The sequence below is a fragment of the Pseudomonas paraglycinae genome, from assembly GCF_021601625.1.
GTDB lineage: Bacteria > Pseudomonadota > Gammaproteobacteria > Pseudomonadales > Pseudomonadaceae > Aquipseudomonas > Aquipseudomonas paraglycinae.
Window position 1 is genome coordinate 314082 of the sequence record NZ_BQHR01000004.1, and the last position, 18667, is coordinate 332748.

General features: G+C 61.5%; 13 protein-coding genes. 7 read left to right on the top strand and 6 right to left on the bottom strand.

What is annotated here, in order from left to right; genetic code table 11:
* Positions 1–21: 21 nt before the first annotated feature.
* The 3 genes from L6D82_RS08175 to L6D82_RS08185 all read left to right on the top strand — a co-directional run bounded on the left by L6D82_RS08175 (position 22) and on the right by L6D82_RS08185 (position 3133).
* Complete coding sequence (locus L6D82_RS08175) at positions 22–783, top strand: PIG-L deacetylase family protein (RefSeq protein ID WP_085745826.1); 762 nt, start codon at positions 22–24, stop codon at positions 781–783.
* A gap of 91 nt (positions 784–874) precedes the next feature.
* A complete protein-coding gene (locus L6D82_RS08180; protein ID WP_236188655.1) occupies positions 875–1672 on the top strand; it encodes an endonuclease/exonuclease/phosphatase family protein in 798 nt (265 codons plus the stop codon).
* Between the two features lie 390 nt (positions 1673–2062).
* Positions 2063–3133, top strand: coding sequence for an autotransporter domain-containing protein (locus L6D82_RS08185; RefSeq protein WP_236188663.1), 1071 nt, complete (start codon positions 2063–2065; stop codon positions 3131–3133).
* Positions 3134–3185: 52 nt separating this feature from the next.
* Here L6D82_RS08185 and glgB read toward each other — a convergent pair whose 3' ends face one another.
* The 3 genes from glgB to L6D82_RS08200 all read right to left on the bottom strand — a co-directional run bounded on the left by glgB (position 3186) and on the right by L6D82_RS08200 (position 10937).
* Complete coding sequence (gene glgB / locus L6D82_RS08190) at positions 3186–5417, bottom strand: 1,4-alpha-glucan branching protein GlgB (protein WP_236188667.1); 2232 nt, start codon at positions 5415–5417, stop codon at positions 3186–3188.
* Between the two features lie 2 nt (positions 5418–5419).
* Positions 5420–8761 carry a maltose alpha-D-glucosyltransferase gene (treS, locus tag L6D82_RS08195; protein ID WP_236188669.1) on the bottom strand — a complete coding sequence of 1114 codons (3342 nt, stop codon included), beginning with the start codon at positions 8759–8761 and terminating at the stop codon, positions 5420–5422.
* Between the two features lie 178 nt (positions 8762–8939).
* Positions 8940–10937: an alpha-1,4-glucan--maltose-1-phosphate maltosyltransferase gene (locus L6D82_RS08200; RefSeq protein ID WP_236188673.1), complete on the bottom strand. Its 1998-nt coding sequence runs from the start codon at positions 10935–10937 to the stop codon at positions 8940–8942.
* Between the two features lie 218 nt (positions 10938–11155).
* Here L6D82_RS08200 and L6D82_RS08205 point away from each other — a divergent pair, with 218 nt between their 5' ends.
* Positions 11156–11314, top strand: coding sequence for a hypothetical protein (locus L6D82_RS08205; protein ID WP_165369575.1), 159 nt, complete (start codon positions 11156–11158; stop codon positions 11312–11314).
* Here L6D82_RS08205 and L6D82_RS08210 read toward each other — a convergent pair whose 3' ends face one another.
* Positions 11315–11851, bottom strand: coding sequence for an MgtC/SapB family protein (locus L6D82_RS08210; protein WP_085745831.1), 537 nt, complete (start codon positions 11849–11851; stop codon positions 11315–11317).
* A gap of 123 nt (positions 11852–11974) precedes the next feature.
* Here L6D82_RS08210 and L6D82_RS08215 point away from each other — a divergent pair, with 123 nt between their 5' ends.
* From L6D82_RS08215 to mapR, 3 genes are all read left to right on the top strand, one after another.
* On the top strand, positions 11975–12223 hold the full coding sequence (locus L6D82_RS08215) for a DUF3203 family protein (RefSeq protein WP_007952135.1): 249 nt from the start codon (positions 11975–11977) through the stop codon (positions 12221–12223).
* A gap of 195 nt (positions 12224–12418) precedes the next feature.
* A complete protein-coding gene (ccoG, locus tag L6D82_RS08220; RefSeq protein ID WP_236188674.1) occupies positions 12419–13849 on the top strand; it encodes a cytochrome c oxidase accessory protein CcoG in 1431 nt (476 codons plus the stop codon).
* A gap of 282 nt (positions 13850–14131) precedes the next feature.
* Positions 14132–15541 (top strand): GntR family transcriptional regulator MpaR, encoded by a 1410-nt coding sequence (gene mapR, locus L6D82_RS08225; protein ID WP_039772397.1) that lies wholly within the window; start codon positions 14132–14134, stop codon positions 15539–15541.
* Positions 15542–15715: 174 nt separating this feature from the next.
* Here mapR and L6D82_RS08230 read toward each other — a convergent pair whose 3' ends face one another.
* Both L6D82_RS08230 and L6D82_RS08235 read right to left on the bottom strand, forming a co-directional pair.
* Positions 15716–16462, bottom strand: coding sequence for an SDR family oxidoreductase (locus L6D82_RS08230; protein WP_007955033.1), 747 nt, complete (start codon positions 16460–16462; stop codon positions 15716–15718).
* Positions 16463–16547: 85 nt separating this feature from the next.
* Positions 16548–18629 carry a putative bifunctional diguanylate cyclase/phosphodiesterase gene (locus L6D82_RS08235; RefSeq protein ID WP_085745833.1) on the bottom strand — a complete coding sequence of 694 codons (2082 nt, stop codon included), beginning with the start codon at positions 18627–18629 and terminating at the stop codon, positions 16548–16550.
* Positions 18630–18667: the final 38 nt, after the last annotated feature.

The following is an 18667-nucleotide window of genomic DNA, read 5'->3' on the forward strand; positions in this document are numbered from 1 at the left end:
CACAACAAGGATGTATCACTCATGAAACCGTTATCCCTCAGCGAGAGCGGCCTGCCGGCGCAGATCTGGAACAGTGCCGCGCAGCTCGACAACATTCCCGTCATCAACACCCACACATTGGTTCCACCCGGTGCCCGCGCCGTGGTCATCGCCCCGCACCCCGGCGATGAAGTGGTGACCTGCGGCGGCCTGCTGCAACTGCTTTCCAGCCTCGGCCATCCCTTGCAACTGCTGTCGATCACCGATGGCAGCGCCAGTCATCCGGGCTCTCGCCAGTGGTCGGAAAAACGCCTGAGCGTGTTCCGTCCACAGGAAAGCGTCGAAGCGCTACGCCGCCTGGGTTTGCCGATGCACAGCCTGAAGTGGGTGCGCGGCGGTTTCACCGACAACGCCCTGCACGATCAGGAATCTCAACTGACCGAATTCATCGCCCGCTACCTGCGTCCTGGTGATGTGGTTTTCAGCACCTGGTGTAACGACGGCACCGCTGATCATGAAGTGGTCGGCCGGGCCAGCGCCAAAGCCGCACAACAGGTCGGCGCCACCTACCACGATGTGCCGGTCTGGGCCTGGCACTGGCCGGAACGGGATCAGGCGCAGATTCCTTGGCACCGCGCACGCAAGCTGCGCCTCGATACCTGGACCGTTGCGCGCAAGAGCCACGCCACCCATGCCTACGCCAGTCAGCTCAATGGCGAACCGGCGATCGGGATCGCGCCGCTGCTGCCCAAGTCGATTCTGGAGCGCATGCGCCTGCCCTACGAGATCGTCTTCGTCGATTGACGGTCCGTCGGGCGCGGGCAGCCACTCAAAGTGAACTGCCCGCGCCCGGATCAGTCGCATGAACAGGCAGTCATGATTCAGAGGAGTGAACGTGTCCAGCGATCCCAAGCGTCATGCCGTCGACGCACAGACCTCGACCCCGTCCGCCATCCATCGCCTGCGGGTGCTCACGGTCAATACGCACAAGGGTTTCACCGCGCTCAATCGACGTTTCATCCTTCCGGAATTGCGTGAAGCGGTGCGCAGCACCTCGGCCGATCTGGTGTTTCTGCAGGAAGTGGTGGGCGAACACGAGCGGCATTCCAGCCGCTACAACGAATGGCCGCAAACTTCGCAGTACGAATTCCTCGCCGACAGCATGTGGAGCGATTTTGCCTACGGCCGCAATGCGGTCTATCCCGACGGCCATCATGGCAACGCCCTGTTGTCGAAATACCCGATCCGCGAATACCGCAACCTCGACGTCTCGATCACCGGCCCGGAACGGCGCGGGCTGTTGCATTGCGTACTGGATGTGCCGGGGCATGCCGAAGTGCATGCGATCTGCGTGCACCTGAGCCTGCTCGAAAGCCATCGGCAATTGCAGTTGCAGCTGCTCTGCCAGTTGCTCGAATCGCTGCCCGACGATGCGCCGGTGATCATCGCCGGTGACTTCAATGACTGGCAGTTGCAAGGCAACGTCGCCCTCGCCCGCCGCGACTACCTGCACGAAGCCTTCGAACGCCATCACGGCCGCCCGGCGAAGACCTACCCCGCGCGTTTCCCGTTGCTGCGACTGGACCGGATTTATCTGCGCAATGCCAGCAGCCACGACCCGCGGATCCTCGGCAACAAACCGTGGACGCATCTCTCGGACCATTTGCCGCTGGCCGTTGAAGTGCATTTGTAGCGCGATACTGACAGCTGTCTTCACCCAAAAAGCCATGCAAAACCGGTTGCCACATTCGGTTTCGCAGACCGGCTGTCGGCTGTAAAACGTCTCTGCATCGCGGCTTTCGCAGCCATTGGCTCTACAAACCAGCACTTAGATAAATACGCAAAAACATAAGCTTGCATCACCCGTTTTGACCCGACCACTCATCGTCCAATTTCTTGACGCAAGGGCCCCGGTCTTCTTAGCTCTACCTTACTACCCCCGGAAATACTACTCGGGGCGAACCTCAGGCCACTCGTCAAAACGGGCGGCCTCGGGCTCGCCACGCTCCATTCGGTCGCCCCTCGTTCGGGGTAGGAGAGACGCCAAGGCGAGATACCACATGCGCTAGCAAGGTAGAACTCCATGAAAACCTCACTCACCCCACAAGAGATCAAAGTCACGTTCTGCACCGTTTCAAGTTCTATCTTGCTGTGCTCGTCCATGGAGGCGCAGGCGGGTCCTGTGGCGGACGAGGCGACGCCCTGGTATCGCCAGGACATTCCCGTCATGACCCTCCCCGCCACGGTCGTGACCCCGGGGCCGCAACGGCTGAGCTCACAGCCGGATCTGCGCGGCACAAAGCTGATCACCGAAGACCTCGCACCCTCGGCCTGGGATCAACTCTACGGACAGACGTCCCGCCAGGCGCAAACCGACGTCCTCAGCCCGGGCTTCGCCACGTCCGGCACTGGCGACTTCAAAGGTCCCGCCGTGCTGACCCTGAAAAGCAGCAGCGGCCACACCCAGCAGCTCGGCCTGATCGGCGGGGTCAATCAGATCAAGGCCAATGGCAGCAGACTGATCACCAGCCGCGCCCTCGCCGATCCGAACACCGACACCCTCAACCTGCAAGGTCAGAGCCTGGGCGCCTACTACAGCTTGAGTGGCCCACAGGGCTGGCACGTTGACTTGTCGGCCAGTGGCGGTCGGGTCAGCGGTTTCAGTCGTAACGAGCAAGGTGCACGCCTGGCCACCGAAGGCAGCGCGATGACGCTGTCGGTGGAAGGTGGCTTCCCGATCGGTCTGGGTGAAAACTGGGTGGTTGAACCGCAAGCGCAATTGATCAACCAGCGCATCACTCTGGATACGCCGTACGCAGGCTCGGGCAACGCCTCTTCCAGTGACATTACATCGTGGAGCGGCCGGGTCGGTGCGCGCTTGAAAGGCAGCTACGATCTGAACGGGTTGCCCGTTGAGCCCTACGTGCGCACGAACCTGTGGCACACGGTGTACACCGGCGACACGGTGACGCTGGATCAGGTGGACAAGATCAGCAGCAGCCGCAAGTCCTCGACCGTGGAGGTCGGACTGGGGTTGGTGGCGAGAATGACGCCGACGGTGAGTCTGTATGTCAGCGCCGATTACAGCAGCGACGTGGATGACAACGATCTGAACGGGTTGATTGGCAGCCTGGGGGTCCGGATGCGCTGGTGACTTCTTCTGCATGATCGTTCCCACGCTCTGCGTGGGAACGATCTCGCGTGGGTCAGCCCTCGGGCTTGAGGATCAAAACTGCCAACGGCGGCAAATTCAGTTCCAGCGACAAAGCCTGCCCATGACTGGCCACCTCTTCGGTAAACGCACCGCCGCCGTTGCCATAATTGGAACCGGCATAGGTGTCGGCATCACTGTTGAGCAATTCCTTCCAGCGCCCGGCAAACGGCACACCGACGCGATACGACTGACGCGGCACCGGGGTGAAGTTGGCCACCACCAGCACTGGCGTGCCGTCCTTGCTCCAGCGCAACCAGGCGTAAACGCTGTTGATCGCATCGTCGCCGATCAACCATTGAAAGCCTTGCGGCGCATCGTCCTGCTCGTGCAGCGCCGGCTCTTCGCGGTAGAGCCGGTTGAGGTCGCCAACCAGCTTCTGCACGCCTTTGTGCTCCGAGTATTGCAGCAGATACCAGTCGAGCTGCTGATCGTGATTCCATTCGCGCCACTGGCCGAACTCGCAGCCCATGAACAGCAGCTTCTTGCCCGGATGGGTCCACATGAAACTCAGATAGGCGCGCAGGTTGGCGAATTTCTGCCAGCGGTCGCCGGGCATTTTGTCGATCAGCGAATGCTTGCCGTGCACCACTTCGTCGTGGGAAATCGGCAGGATGAAGCGCTCGGACCAGGCGTACACCAGGCCGAAACTCAACTCGTTGTGGTGGTGGGCGCGGTACACCGGATCCTGCTGGATGTAGTGCAGCGAATCGTGCATCCAGCCCATGTTCCATTTGTAGGCAAAACCGAGGCCGCCTTGTTGGGTGCTCTGGCTGACGCCAGGCCACGCCGTGGATTCCTCGGCGATCACCAGCGCACCCGGTGCCTCCAGCGCTACCACATCGTTCAAATGCCGCAGGAAGTCGATGGCTTCAAGGTTCTCGCGACCGCCATGACGGTTCGGCACCCACTCGCCGGCCTTGCGCGAATAGTCGCGATAGAGCATCGACGCCACCGCATCGACCCGCAGACCGTCAATGTGGAAATGCTTCAACCAGTGCAGCGCCGACGCCAGCATGTAGCCATGCACTTCAGTGCGGCCCAGGTTGTAGATCAGCGTGTCCCAGTCCTGATGGAAGCCTTCCAGCGGGTTGCCGTATTCGTACAGTGCCGTGCCGTCGAATTGGGCGAGGCCATGGGTGTCGGTGGGAAAATGCGCTGGCACCCAGTCGAGAATCACACCGATGCCGGCCTGGTGACAGGCATTGACGAAATCGCCGAATTGCTCGGGCGTGCCGTAACGCGCGCTCGGGGCGAACTGCGACAGCAACTGATAACCCCAGGAACCGCCGAACGGGTGCTCCATGATCGGCATCAGTTCGATATGAGTGAAACCCAGCTCCTTCACATACGGGATCAAACGTTCGGCCAGCTCCGGCCAGTTGTACTGGCGCGCCACTTCACCGAGATCGTCGAGTTCGCATTGCCAGGAACCGGCATGCAACTCGTAGATCGAGAGTGGCGCATTGTGCTGCTGGCGCTCGCGACGGCTGCTCATCCAGTCCTGATCCTGCCAGTCGATCTGCAACGGCGAGGCGACTTTCGAGGCGGTGTCCGGCGGCAGGCTGGTGGCCAGCGCCATCGGGTCGGCCTTCAGCGGCAGAATGCCGTGGGCGCCGAGGATTTCGTACTTGTACAGCTCGCCCGCCTGCAACCGTGGAATGAACAGCTCCCAGACCCCGGACGGGTGCCGCAGACGCATCGGATGCCGCCGCCCGTCCCAGACGTTGAAGTCTCCCACCACCGACACCCGCCGGGCATTCGGTGCCCACACGGCAAAGCGCACACCGTCGACGCCATCGACGGTTTTCAGCTGCGCGCCGAGGCAACTGCTGAGGTCGCGGTGATTGCCTTCGGCGAACAGATACAAATCCATTTCACCGAGCAACTGACCAAAGCTGTAAGGATCTTCCGCGACCTGTTCACCACCGGCCCAGCGAGTGCGCAACAGGTACGGCCGTGCGCCCTCGAAATGGCCGACAAACAGCCCCGGTGTTTCGGTGGCCTCCAGCGGACCGAGCTCTTCGCCACTGTTTTTATCGACGACAGAAACGCTCAACGCGCCGGGCAGATACGCCCGGATAAATTGCCCGCCGGCACCATCGCCGTGGGGGCCAAGAATGGAAAACGGGTCGTGATGTTCTGCGCGCACCAAAGCATCAATGTCTTTTGCAGTGGGCAGCAATCTTTCTTTAGCGTGACCCTGTTCCCTGTTCGAGAAACTCATGACTACTCTCCACCAAGATCGGAAAAGGGTTTGAGCCCCGTCAATAACCCGTACAGACCGTGCAGCGGCACGGGCAGCCAGGTGGGGCGATTTTCGGCTTCATAGGCCACTTCGTAGGCCGCTTTCTCCAGACCGAACAACGCCAGTGCGGCGTCGGCACCTTCAGGATCTTGCCAGGCATGATCAAGACTAGCTGCCGCTTGGCGATATGCCTGGAGAAATGCTTCCCGGGCTTCACGCAGGTAACGCTCCGTGACCCGCCGACGCGCGGCTTCGGCCTCGGGGCTGTTGTCGACGTTGTGCACATTCAGGGCCATGGCCGCGGCGTAATCGAAGGAACGCAGCACACCACTGACGTCCTTGTACGGGCTGTGCTTGCCCCGGCGTTCGGCCAGTGGCCGCGCCGGTTCGCCCTCGAAGTCGATCAGGTAGGCGTCGCCCTTGATCACCAGCACCTGCCCCAAATGCAGGTCGCCGTGCACGCGGATCCGCAAGCCGCCAGCGGACTGTTTGGCCAACTCCTGCACGTGGGCAAGGATGGTTTTCTTGTTGTCGAGCAACCGACCGACCAGCTTCTGATCCGCCGCGTCGAGTTCGCCCTGATGCTGCTTGAGCAACTTCAACGCATGCTCGACCTGCGCCGCGACATCCTTGCCGGTCGCCTGCGCATCCTTGGCCGAACTGACTTGCGGCGCGAAGTCCTGGTTGTCGCTTGGCGCTGCCAGCACCTGATGCATTTCCCCAAGACGCTGGCCGAGCATGCCGGCAAAATCCTTCAGTTCACCCAGGGCGTTGTAGTGTTGCGCCTGCTCGGACACGGCGTCCGCCAATTCATCGCGCAGCGCCCGTTCAAGGTTGTTCTGCGTCCATTCCCAGGCATCGCCCTGATTGCTCAGGTAGCCTTGGGCGATCATCAGCAGGTTGTCTTCGCCCTTCCCGTCCCGGCGAATCACCGAGCCGAGCAGCGGAGAGATATTGGCAAATCCGGCCGCCGTCAGGTAAGCGCTCATCTCCAGTTCCGGGTGTACGCCGGAAGCGACTTTGCGGATCAGCTTGAGCACCAGACTGTTGCCGATCACCACCGAACTGTTGGATTGTTCGGCGGACAGATAGCGCACTTCGGATTCCGCACCGAGGCCGAGTTTTTCCAGTTGCGACGTTGCCTCGAAACGGATCTCGCCCTCACTGGATTCCAGCACCGTTCCGCTCTGCATGCCTTCGAGCACCGCGCGAATAAACGCTTCGAGACTGAACGCATCGGTGATCAACCCGACCTGACGCACCCGACGCACTCGGGCCAGGGCCAGTTGTTGCGGCAACGCCGGCCCGACCTGATCTTCGGCAATGAAGCCGAACGGCAATTGATAACGGCTGGTCTGGCCGCCACTCTGCACTTCGATTTCGCTCAACAACACCGGATGCAGCGCATCGCCGAAGCGCACGCCGTAGGCCAGCTTCACGTGTTCGATGGCAGCGTCCTTGCCGGCGAACCAGCGGCGGTTCTGCAGCCAGCTCGGCAGGATCGCTTGTTCGAGGGTGGCGCGGGACGGCGCTTCGAGCAGTTCTTCCATGCGCTTTTTCAGCACCAGAGTGGTGAAGTCCGGCAGGCTCTGCGCCGGCTCGACGTGCCAGCTCGGCATCTGGTTTTCCGCCGCCAGGCCGAACCAGTAGAAACCGTAAGGCGGCAGGGTCAGAAGGAAACTCAACTGGCCGATGGGCGGGAACGCGTTACCGCCGAGCATCTCTACCGGCACCATGCCGACGTAGGCCGACAGGTCGAGCTCCACCGCTTGTGCGCTGCGCGACACGTTGGCCACGCACAGGATGGTTTCGTGCTTGCCGTCCGGCCCGGTGTATTCACGGGTGTAGGCCAGCACGCGACGATTGGCCGGCGAGAGCATTTTCAGCGTGCCGCGACCGAACGCCTTGGACTGCTTGCGCACCGCCAGCAGGCGCCGGGTCCAGTTGAGCAGCGAATGCGGGTCGCCGGCCTGGGTTTCGACGTTGACCGACTGATAGCCGTATTGCGGGTCCATGATCGGCGGCAGCACCAGACTGGCCGGATCGGCGCGGGAGAATCCGCCGTTGCGGTCGATCGACCACTGCATCGGTGTACGCACGCCGTCGCGGTCGCCCAGATAGATGTTGTCGCCCATGCCGATTTCGTCGCCGTAATACAGGGTCGGCGTGCCGGGCATCGACAGCAGCAGGCTGTTGAGCAGTTCAATGCGGCGGCGGTCGCGTTCCATCAACGGCGCCAGACGCCGGCGAATCCCGAGATTGATCCGAGCGCGACGGTCGGCGGCGTAGTAGTTCCAGAGGTAGTCGCGTTCTTTGTCGGTGACCATCTCCAGCGTCAGCTCATCGTGGTTGCGCAGGAAGATCGCCCATTGGCAATTGGCCGGGATCTCCGGGGTCTGACGCAGGATGTCGGTGATCGGGAAGCGGTCTTCCTGGGCCAACGCCATGTACATGCGCGGCATCAGCGGGAAGTGGAACGCCATGTGGCATTCATCACCATTCACACCCTCGGCGTCGGTATCACCAAAATACAGCTGGGTGTCTTCGGGCCATTGGTTGGCTTCGGCCAGCAGCATGCGATCGGGATAATTGGCGTCAATCTCGGCGCGGATCTGCTTGAGAACGTCGTGGGTTTCCGGGAGGTTTTCGTTGTTGGTGCCATCGCGCTCGATCAGGTACGGAATCGCATCCAGGCGCAGGCCGTCGATGCCCATGTCCAGCCAGTAGCGCATCACCGACAGCACGGCTTTCATGACTTGCGGGTTATCGAAGTTGAGATCCGGCTGGTGCGAATAGAAGCGGTGCCAGAAGTACTGGCCGGCTACCGGATCCCAAGTCCAGTTGGACTTTTCGGTGTCGAGGAAAATGATCCGGGTGCCGTCGTATTTCTGGTCGTCATCCGACCACACATAGAAATCCCGCGCCGCCGAACCGGGCTTGGCCTTGCGCGCCCGCTGGAACCACGGGTGCTGATCGGAGGTGTGGTTGATGACCAGCTCGGTGATCACCCGCAACCCACGCTTGTGCGCTTCGGCAATGAACCGCTTGGCGTCGGCCATCGTCCCGTAATCGCTGTGCACGCCACGGTATTCGGCAATGTCGTAACCGTCGTCGCGGCGTGGCGAGGGGTAGAACGGCAACAGCCAGATGGTGTTGACGCCGAGTTCGGCGATGTAATCGAGTTTGGCGATCAGGCCGGGAAAGTCGCCGATCCCGTCGTTGTTGGAATCGAAAAAGGATTTGACGTGAACTTGATAGATGACCGCGTCCTTGTACCAGAGCGGGTCTTTGATGAAGGTGGCAGCCTTGGGTTTCTTCGCCATGTGAAACTCCTGTTGAATTCAATAAGGGCGCCCTGCGCAGATCGCTGATCGCTGATCGTTCCCACGCTCTGCGTGGGGAATGCATACCGGGACGCTCCGCGTCCCAAAGCGGACGCAGAGCGTCCATGGCGGCATTCCCACGCGGAGCGTGGGAACGATCAGGAACCGATCAAGTCGATCAGGAAGAAGTGATCCGCCAGATTCCGAACGGCTGGTAAGCCGGGTCGATCCGCATGAACTGGTACTTGCCGTGCCAGTCCCAGCGATGGCCATTCATCAGGTCTTCGCCGTGGGTGGTGGCATCGTCCGGCAGGCCCATTTCCCACAGCGGGAGCTCGAAATTCGCTTCCTGAACGTTATGCGGATCGAGGCTGACGGCCACCAGAATAAAGTTGCTGCCGTCTGCGCTGCGTTTGCCGAAATACAGAATGTTGTCGTTCCAGGCGTTGTAGATCTTCAGGCCCAGATGGCTGTGCAGCGCCGGGTTCTGGCGGCGGATGCGGTTGAGCTGGGCGATCTCGGCAATGATGTTGCCGGGCTGGTTGAAGTCGCGGACGCGGATCTCGTACTTCTCGGAATCGAGGTACTCCTCCTTGCACGGCACCGGCGCCGATTCGCACAGTTCGAACCCGGAATACATGCCCCACAAGCCCGAGCCCATGGTCGCCAGCGCCGCGCGGATGAGAAATCCGGGACGTCCCGATTCATGCAGGAACGCCGGGTTTATGTCCGGGGTATTGACGAAGAAATTCGGCCGGTAGCACTCGCGCCACGGCGATTCATTGAGTTCGCTGAAATAGGTCGCCAGTTCGGCCTTGGTGTTGCGCCAGGTGAAATAGGTGTAGCTCTGGGTGTAACCGACCTTGCCCAGCCGCGCCATCATCGCCGGCGTAGTGAAGGCTTCAGCGAGGAAGATCACTTCCGGGTACAACGTACGGACATCGGCGATCAACCATTGCCAGAACGGCAGCGGCTTGGTGTGCGGGTTGTCGACCCGAAAGATCTTCACGCCCTCCTGCACCCAGCCGACCACGATGTCGCGCAATTCGACCCACAGGCTTGGAATCGCTTCCGGTGCGTAGAAGTCGACGTTGACGATGTCCTGGTATTTCTTCGGCGGGTTCTCTGCGTATTTGATCGTGCCGTCCGGCCGCCAGTTGAACCAGCCCGGATGCTGCTTGAGCCACGGGTGATCCTGGGAACACTGAATGGCGAAATCGAGGGCGATTTCCAGACCATGGTCAGCGGCTGCGGCCACCAGCCGGCGGAAGTCCTCACGGGTGCCGAGCTGCGAGTGAATCGCTTCGTGGCCGCCCTCCTCGCTGCCGATCGCATACGGGCTGCCAGGATCGTCCGGGCCGGCGGTCAGGGAATTGTTGCGGCCCTTGCGATGGCTGCGGCCAATCGGGTGGATCGGCGTGAAGTACAACACGTCGAAGCCCATGTCCTGAATCATCGGCAGGCGCGCGTGCACGTCATTGAAGGTGCCGTGGCGGGCGGGATCGTCGGTGATCGAGCGGGGAAACAGTTCGTACCAGCTGGCGAATTCCGCCAGTTCGCGCTCCACGTCCACCGGGAATTCCGGGCTGAGACTCAGATAGGCGCGGTGATCGGCCTCGGCCATCAGTTGCGCACTGCGCGAGTGCAGAAACAACGCGACCTGCTCGGTTTCGAGCAGGCCGGACAATTCGTGGTGCAGGCCGGCCAGTTGTTCGCTGAGCTGACCTTCACTGCGCTCGGCGGCCTGTTGCACCATGGTGCGCCCCTCTTGCAGCTCGAGGCTGACCGGGACGGCGGCGGTGTGCTTTTTCTCCAGTTCGTACTGAAAACTGGCGAACTGATCGATCCAGGCTTCGATCAGAAACAGATAACGGCCCACGCGCTGTGGCTGGAAAACGCCTTTCCAGCCGTTATTGCCCTGATCGGACATGACCTCGGTCTGCCACGACTCATCGCCCTCTTCGCGCCAGCGGATGCGCACCGCCAGTTTGTCGTGACCGTCGGCGAACACCTTGCTGGTGACCACGATCTCGCGGCCCGCGATCGCCTTGACAGCAAACTGTCCGCCGTCGAGGGTCGGCGCGGTGTTTTCTATGACGATGCGCGGCAACAGCAAGGCCTGCGACAGCGGTATATGCGGGTTGTAGCTCTGTTCCGAGGGTTTTTCAGCAGTCATTGAGCATCTCTCCTTAACGCCCCAAGGACGCTCGTTTGCCTGTTTGGCGGTCACGGCCGGGCCTTCGCCCGATGATGAACTCTCTCAGGTTCCGAGCGGCCGTCGCCGGGAAAAGTTCACAGGGATTTGCCGCGCTACAAAATCGGATCGATTTCGCAGTGAAGTGGTCAATCCACTTAAGCACGTCCCACGCCAAGTGCCACACGGAGGTTCACCCGATGACTATTCCGATTCCCGCTGAAACACCCGATCCGAACATCGATAAACCGACCCTGCCCGAGACCGAGCCGCAGCCGATTCCCGAACAGGAACCGCCTGGCACCACGCCACCACCGAAGGAAGAACCACCCACGACCATGCCGCCGGTAATCGTCTGATCAGCGTAGGTCGCTGTGGTCTTTCTCGATGCGGTCCTTCTCGATGTGATCCTTTTCGAAGACCCTGACGATCCGCGGCATGACACTGAATATTCCCAACGCGAGCAACGTACTGAGTACCGCCGTCGCCTCGCGGCCCAGACCGGCCGCGACGCCGATGGCGGCAGTCATCCACAAACCGGCGGCGGTGGTCAGGCCCTTGACGTGGCCTTCGTCGCCTTCATGATTTTTCAGGATGGTGCCGGCCCCGAGAAAGCCGATCCCGGCAATCACGCCCTGCACCACCCGGCTCATCGCGTCGGCCTGGGAACCGGACAATTGCGGTACCAGCACGAACAACGCCGCGCCAAGGGCTACCAGCATGTGCGTTCGCACCCCGGCAGCCTTGCCCTTGTGCTCGCGCTCAAACCCGAGAATCCCGCCCAATATCGCCGCCATCAGCAGGCGCACGGTGATCCGGGTCAGCTGCGAGGCGTCGCCGATGTCGGCGAATTCCGCTTGCAGGGTTTCCCACACTTCATGCCACCAGGCGTTCATCGGCCAGTCCTTGTTATGAGTTGATAAAGGATGGACAGCGCCGACCATTAATCGGTTGCGTAGAACGATCTGCAGAACCGCGCACCCTAACGATTCAGACTCCCGTGAAAAAAGGACAACCCCATGCCCCTTCGTATCGATGAAAGCAATCCGGAATCGAAAGTCTGTTTTTTCACCGTTGAAAACGGTGAGGAAATCCGGATCTGCGACACGCTGGAAGTCAGGACAGATAGCGAAAAAGCCATGTCGTTCGTCGAAGTGGAAGGACGGCGCATCTACGTCACCGAGGCCGAAGCTGATGCATTGACCGTCGCCGGCGCCCGGGATGGACGCAAACACCTGAAGGCCGACGACAGTGATTCGGTGATTTGACTGACCTCGATCAACAAGCGGCGCAGGCGTCTGGGATAGGCGTCTGCGCCTCGGCCCACGGGCTGCTTCAAGTTGTCGCAGGCGTTTGTGCGAAACCCATCTGATACGCTTTTTATTGAAATACCTGAGTCTGTTATGCAAACAGATCGACGCTCATAGTTCCCTGGCCTGATGGAGGCTGATGAGCGAACGACCATGAGCGAACGAATCCCCGTCCGAACCGTAGAAGCATCTCCCCAGATAAAAAAAGTACCGGCGCGCCCAATGAAGGCGAAACACGCCACCAGCGACAACCAGATCTTCACCCGCAGCTTCACCGGCCTTTTCCGCACCCTGCGCATGAGCGGCGCGGGGTTTCTGTTCCTGTTGTTTTTCGGCACGGTGTGGCTGAACTGGGGCGGTCGTCAGGCGGTGCTCTGGGACCTTTCCGAAAGCAAATTCCACATCTTTGGCGCGACCTTCTGGCCGCAGGATTTCATTCTGCTCTCGGCGCTGCTGATCATCGCCGCGTTCGGCCTGTTCGCGATTACCGTGTTCGCCGGCCGGGTGTGGTGTGGCTACACCTGCCCGCAGAGTTCGTGGACGTGGATCTTCATGTGGTGCGAGAAGATCACCGAAGGCGAGCGCAACCAGCGGATCAAGCTGCAAGCGGCGCCCTGGAGCCTGAACAAACTGGCCCGGCGTGCGGCCAAGCACACGCTGTGGCTGGCGATCAGTGTGCTGACCGGTCTGACCTTCGTCGGCTACTTCACCCCGATCCGGCCGCTGGCCGAAGAACTGCTGACCTTGCAGATCGGCGGCGTCAGTCTGTTCTGGGTGCTGTTCTTCACCGCCGCCACCTACATCAACGCCGGCTGGCTGCGTGAGGCGGTGTGCATGCACATGTGCCCGTATGCGCGGTTCCAGAGCGTGATGTTCGACAAGGACACCCTGGCGATTTCCTACGACGTGGCCCGTGGCGAAAACCGTGGTCCGCGCAAACGCGAGGTGAAACCGGCCGAAGCCGGCCTCGGCGATTGCATCGATTGCCAGTTGTGCGTGCAGGTCTGCCCGACCGGCATCGACATCCGCGACGGCCTGCAAATGGAATGCATCGGCTGCGCGGCGTGCATCGACGCCTGCGATTCGATCATGGACAAGATGAATTACCCCCGTGGCCTGATTCGATATACCTCCGAGCGTGAGTTGCAGGGCGGCAAGACGCACTTGTTGCGCCCGAGATTGATCGGCTACGTCGCGGTGCTGGTGGTGATGATCGGCGCCCTCGCCCTGGCGTTGGTGGAACGGCCGATGGTGTCGCTGGACGTGACCAAGGATCGTGGTCTGTTCCGTGAGAACGGTCAGGGCCAGATTGAGAACATCTACACCCTCAAGGTCATCAATAAAACCCAGCAGCGTCAGGACTACAACCTGAGCCTGGTGGATGGCGACGGCTTCCAGCTGCAAGGCAAGACTGAGCTGAGCCTGGCGCCGGGCGAAATTGTCGATGTGCCGGTGTCGGTGGCGATGACTACGGAACGTGCGGCCAGCAGCTCGCAGACCTTGAGCTTCAAGATTGCCGACAGTGATGAGCCTGAGGTTTATAGCGTGGCGAAGAGCCGGTTTGTTGCGCCGATGAATCGCTGAGGCTTTAAGATGGCGGCGGTTTCGGGGGGTGTGGTGTGTCAGTACAACTGCCCCTCACCCTAGCCCTCTCCCAGAGGGAGAGGGAACCGACCGCAATGTCTGGCGTTATACATCGACCTGAAAAACCGAGTCGATTATGGATTCACAGCAGAACGATCAGGTCGATGTAACTCTGAAGCATCCCCCGATCAGTCCCCTCTCCCTCCGGGAGAGGGCTAGGGTGAGGGGTTGATGTCCCTGACCCACCACAAAAACACCAAGCACCACGTACCAAGGCCCCCGATGAAACGCTACGAAAAATTCGCCGACGACATCGCTGAACTGATCCGCTCCGGCGTCCTCGGCCCCGGTCAGCGGGTGCCGTCGGTGCGCTACGCAAGCCAGACTTACGGCGTCAGCCCGTCCACGGTATTCCAGGCCTATTACCTGCTGGAACGACGAGGCCTGATCCGTGCCCGCCCGCGCTCCGGCTACTTCGTCAACACCCACGCCCCGAGCCCGTTCTCGGAGCCGGTGATCAGCAGCCAGGTCAACGAGTCCACCAAGGTCGACGTCAGCGAACTGGTGTTTTCGGTGCTGGAGTCGATCAAGGACCCGAGCACCGTGCCGTTCGGCTCGGCGTTCCCCAGCCCGACCCTGTTCCCGCTGCAACGCCTGTCCCGCTCACTGGCCAGCGCCGCCCGGGAAATGGACCCGCGCATGGTGGTCACCGACATGTCGCCGGGCAACCCGCAACTGCGTCGGCAGATTGCGCTGCGCTACATGGTCGGCGGGCTGATGCTGCCGATGGAAGAACTGCTGATCACCAACGGCGCCCTCGAAGCGCTGAACCTGTGCCTGCAAGCGGTGACCGAACCCGGCGATCTGGTGGCCATCGAAGCCCCGGCGTTTTACGCCAGCCTGCAAGTGCTCGAACGCCTGAAGCTCAAAGCCGTGGAAATCCCCGTGCACCCGCGCGACGGCATCGACCTCGGCGTGCTCGCCCAGACGCTTGAGCGGCACCCGATCAAGGCCTGCTGGTGCATGACGAGTTTTCAGAACCCGATGGGCGCGACCATGCCCGAGGCCAAAAAACAGGAACTGGTGGAACTGCTGAAACAGCATCAGGTGCCGCTGATCGAAGACGACGTCTACGCCGAGCTCTATTACGGCCAGCAGGCACCGAAACCGGCCAAGGCCTTCGACACCGAAGGTCTGGTGATGCATTGCGGTTCGTTCGCCAAAAGCCTGGCCCCCGGCTACCGCATCGGCTGGGTCGCCGCCGGCCGCTACGCGCAAAAGATCGAACGGCTGAAACTGATGACCTCGCTGTGCGCCTCGATGCCCGCGCAAGCCGCCATCGCCGACTACCTGCAACACGGCGGCTACGACCGTCACCTGCGCAAACTGCGCTACGCCCTGGAAGAGCAGCAAAGCGCGATGCTCGCAGCCATCGCCCGTTATTTCCCGGCGCAGACACGCGTCAGCCAACCGGCCGGCGGTTACTTCCTGTGGCTGGAACTGCCACCGCAGATGGATTCGTTGAAGTTGTTTCAGATGGCGTTGGCGCAGGGGATCAGCATTGCGCCGGGGCCGATCTTTTCGCCGACCCAGCGATTCAGGAACTGCATTCGATTGAACTACGGCAGCCCGTGGACCGAGGATGCGGAGAAGGCGATGGAAACGTTGGGGCGGATTGTGCGGTCGTTCTGAAAGACCGCTGATCGTTCCCACGCAACCAGTTCAACGCCTAGACGATGATCGTTCCCACGTCGAGGCGTCGAACCGTCCGCGTGGGAATGCCTCAAGGGACGCTCCGCGTTCCAGCTCTGGAAGGGACGCGGAGCGTCCCGGGCTGCATTCCCACGCGGAGCGTGGGAACGATCATTAACGGCCGCCGCCGAGATCGACAAAAGTCCCGGTGGCATAAGAAGCCTTGTCCGACAGCAACCAGACAATTGCCTCCGCCACCTCATCCGGCCGGCCGCCCCGGGCCATCGGAATCGCCGACTCCAGCTTGCTGACCCGATCCGGGTCGCCGCTCAACGCATGGAAGTCGGTATAGATGTAACCCGGACGCACCGCATTCACGCGAATCCCCTCGCCCGCCACTTCCTTGGACAGGCCGATGGTGAACGTATCCAGCGCGCCTTTGGACGCTGCGTAATCGACGTATTCGTTGGGCGATCCCAGCCGCGCGGCGACCGAGGAAACGTTGACGATGCTCCCGCCCTGCCCGCCATGTTTGGGCGACATGCGCAGGATCGCATGCTTGGCGCAGAGAATCGGCGCCAGGACGTTGGTTTTCATGATTTTGAGGATGCGGAATTCGGACATTTCGTCGACCCGGGATTTTTGCCCCACGGTGCCGGCGTTGTTCACCAGGGCGGTGACGCGGCCCAGTTCGCTGTCGACCCGGTTGAACAGCGCGATCACTTCGTCTTCGATACTGACATCGGCGCGCACAGCGATGGCCGTGGCGCCGCGCTCACGCACCTGATCGAGCACGTGGTGAGCGGCCTGTTCGTCCGTCTGGTAATTGATGCAGATCCGGTAGCCTTGCTCGGCAGCCAACAATGCAGTGGCGGCGCCGATTCCTCGACCGCCGCCGGTGATCACAATGACTTTATCCATGCTGGCCTTTCCCCCGATGCACACGTGACAGTCGGGGCAAGAATAACCGTCATTGCAGGGTTTTGCATGACCTGCGATTAGCGGCTCAGCTCACCGCCAATGGTTTGCCGCGCGCGATGTCCTGCAGAAAGCGATCCGCCGGCATCGGGTGACCGAGCAGATAACCTTGCAGTGAATCGCAGCCCAGTTGCGTCAGGAAATCCTGCTGCGAGTCGGTCTCCACACCTTCAGCCACGATGCGCAGCCCCAGTGCCTGACCGAGGGCGACGATCGCCGAGACGATAGCCGCGTCATCGCTGTCGTGTTCCAGATCGCGGACAAAACCGCGGTCGATTTTCAGCTCGTTGGCCGGCAGACGCTTGAGATACATCAGGCTCGAATAGCCGGTGCCGAAATCATCGATGGACAGGTCGACGCCCATGTCGGCCAGCTCCTGCAACACCGTCATGCTCGCATCGGCGTCGCTCATGGCGGTGGTTTCGGTGATTTCCAGGGTCAGGCTGTTGGCCGGCAAATGGTGGGTGGCCAGGGCCTTGGCCACGCTGCGCACCAGTCCTGAGTGGCAGAACTGCAATGCCGACAGGTTCACCGCAATCCGCCAGTCGGTGTAACCCAGCACGTACCATTCGCGCATCTGCCTGCAGGCTTCGTTGAGCACCCATTCGCCAATCGGAATGATCAGTCCGGTCTTCTCCGCCAGATCGATGAACTTGTCCGGCATCAGCATGCCTTGGGTCGGATGTTCCCAGCGCACCAGCGCCTCGGCACCGACCGGACGACCATCGGCCGCATGGAATTTGGGTTGGTAATGCAGGCTGAACTCGCCGTGCTCAAGCGCCGCCCGCAAGTCCTGCAGCAATTGCAGCTGCTTGCGGGCGTTGCTGTTCATCGAGGCGTCGAAGAAGCTGTAGCCGTTCTTGCCGCCGCCCTTGGCGTGATACATCGCGGCGTCGGCGTTCATCAGCAGTTCCTGCGCGTTCTGGCCGTTGCCCGGATACAGGGCGATGCCGACGCTGGCGGAAATCTGCAGTTCATGTTCGGCGACCCGGAACGACTGCGCGATCAGGCCGACCTGACGCGCCGCCAGACCCAACGCATCGTTGGGCTCGGTCAGGCGCACCAGCAAGACAAATTCATCGCCGCCGATCCGCGCCAGCGTGTCGAGGCTGCGCAAGTCCTCACGCAGTCGCACCGCCACTTCGCGCAGCAACTGGTCGCCCATGTGGTGACCGAAAGCGTCGTTGACCGGTTTGAAGCCGTCCAGATCGATGAACATCAGCGCAAAACAGCCGCCCTGTTCGTTGACCTTTTTCATCGCCTGATTGATCCGGTCGTCCAGCAACATGCGGTTCGGCAGGCCGGTCAGGGTGTCGTGCAAGGCCAGTTGGGTGAGTTCGCGGTTGGCCACGGTCAACGAATGGGCCAGATCAGCCGTGCGGGCTTCCAGACGCGCGTCGAGAATCGAGGTCAGCAGCGCGATGGCCAGCACCGCCAGCGTGGTGATCAGCACCAGATTGTCGAGGCCGTTGCCGTTCAGACCGCCGAGTGCCGCGCCGCAGAAACTCCCGTCGGGAAACCGCGCCGCCGCCATGCCGGTGTAGTGCATGCCGACAATCGCCACACCCATGACAATCGCCGCCCCGGCCCGAAACACCCGCACGTAAGGCGAGTGTTGACGCAGTCGGAAAGCGATCCACAGCGCTGCCGCGGACGCGCCGACAGCGATCAACAACGAGGCGCCGAACAGTGTCGGATCGTAGTCGATGCCTGGCTGCATGCGCATCGCGGCCATACCGGTGTAGTGCATGGCGCTGATGCCGGCGCCCATGATCAACGCGCCAAAGGCCAGTTGCCAGGCTGGCAGTTTCGGCTGGCTGACCAGCCACAGCGCAAAACCGCAGGACAGCACGGCGATCAACAATGAGAGCGCCGTGATCGAAATGTCGTAACCGAGGCTGATCGGCAGCTTGAACGCCAGCATGCCAATGAAGTGCATCGACCAGACGCCGATGCCCATGGCAAACGCCCCGCCGGCCGTCCATAAATGCACGGCGCGGCCCTTGGCAGTGGCAATGCGCCCGGTGAGATCGAGCGCGGTGTAGGAAGCGAGGATCGCCACACACAGCGAAATGAAAACCAGCGTGAAGGAATAGCTACCGATGAGCATGAGAATTCTCGTGACCACCCCGCCGTACTGCGTCCGTT

Excerpts from the sequence above, each read along its gene's own strand:
- L6D82_RS08230 (WP_007955033.1), bottom strand. The coding sequence starts at position 16,462 with ATGGATAAAGTCATTGTGATCACCGGCGGCGGTCGAGGAATCGGCGCC.
- L6D82_RS08215 (WP_007952135.1), top strand. The coding sequence starts at position 11,975 with ATGCCCCTTCGTATCGATGAAAGCAATCCGGAATCGAAAGTCTGTTTT.
- L6D82_RS08175 (WP_085745826.1), top strand. The coding sequence starts at position 22 with ATGAAACCGTTATCCCTCAGCGAGAGCGGCCTGCCGGCGCAGATCTGG.
- L6D82_RS08185 (WP_236188663.1), top strand. The coding sequence starts at position 2,063 with ATGAAAACCTCACTCACCCCACAAGAGATCAAAGTCACGTTCTGCACC.
- mapR (WP_039772397.1), top strand. The coding sequence starts at position 14,132 with ATGAAACGCTACGAAAAATTCGCCGACGACATCGCTGAACTGATCCGC.
- L6D82_RS08210 (WP_085745831.1), bottom strand. The coding sequence starts at position 11,851 with ATGAACGCCTGGTGGCATGAAGTGTGGGAAACCCTGCAAGCGGAATTC.
- L6D82_RS08200 (WP_236188673.1), bottom strand. The coding sequence starts at position 10,937 with ATGACTGCTGAAAAACCCTCGGAACAGAGCTACAACCCGCATATACCG.
- ccoG (WP_236188674.1), top strand. The coding sequence starts at position 12,419 with ATGAGCGAACGAATCCCCGTCCGAACCGTAGAAGCATCTCCCCAGATA.
- treS (WP_236188669.1), bottom strand. The coding sequence starts at position 8,761 with ATGGCGAAGAAACCCAAGGCTGCCACCTTCATCAAAGACCCGCTCTGG.
- glgB (WP_236188667.1), bottom strand. The coding sequence starts at position 5,417 with ATGAGTTTCTCGAACAGGGAACAGGGTCACGCTAAAGAAAGATTGCTG.
- L6D82_RS08205 (WP_165369575.1), top strand. The coding sequence starts at position 11,156 with ATGACTATTCCGATTCCCGCTGAAACACCCGATCCGAACATCGATAAA.
- L6D82_RS08235 (WP_085745833.1), bottom strand. The coding sequence starts at position 18,629 with ATGCTCATCGGTAGCTATTCCTTCACGCTGGTTTTCATTTCGCTGTGT.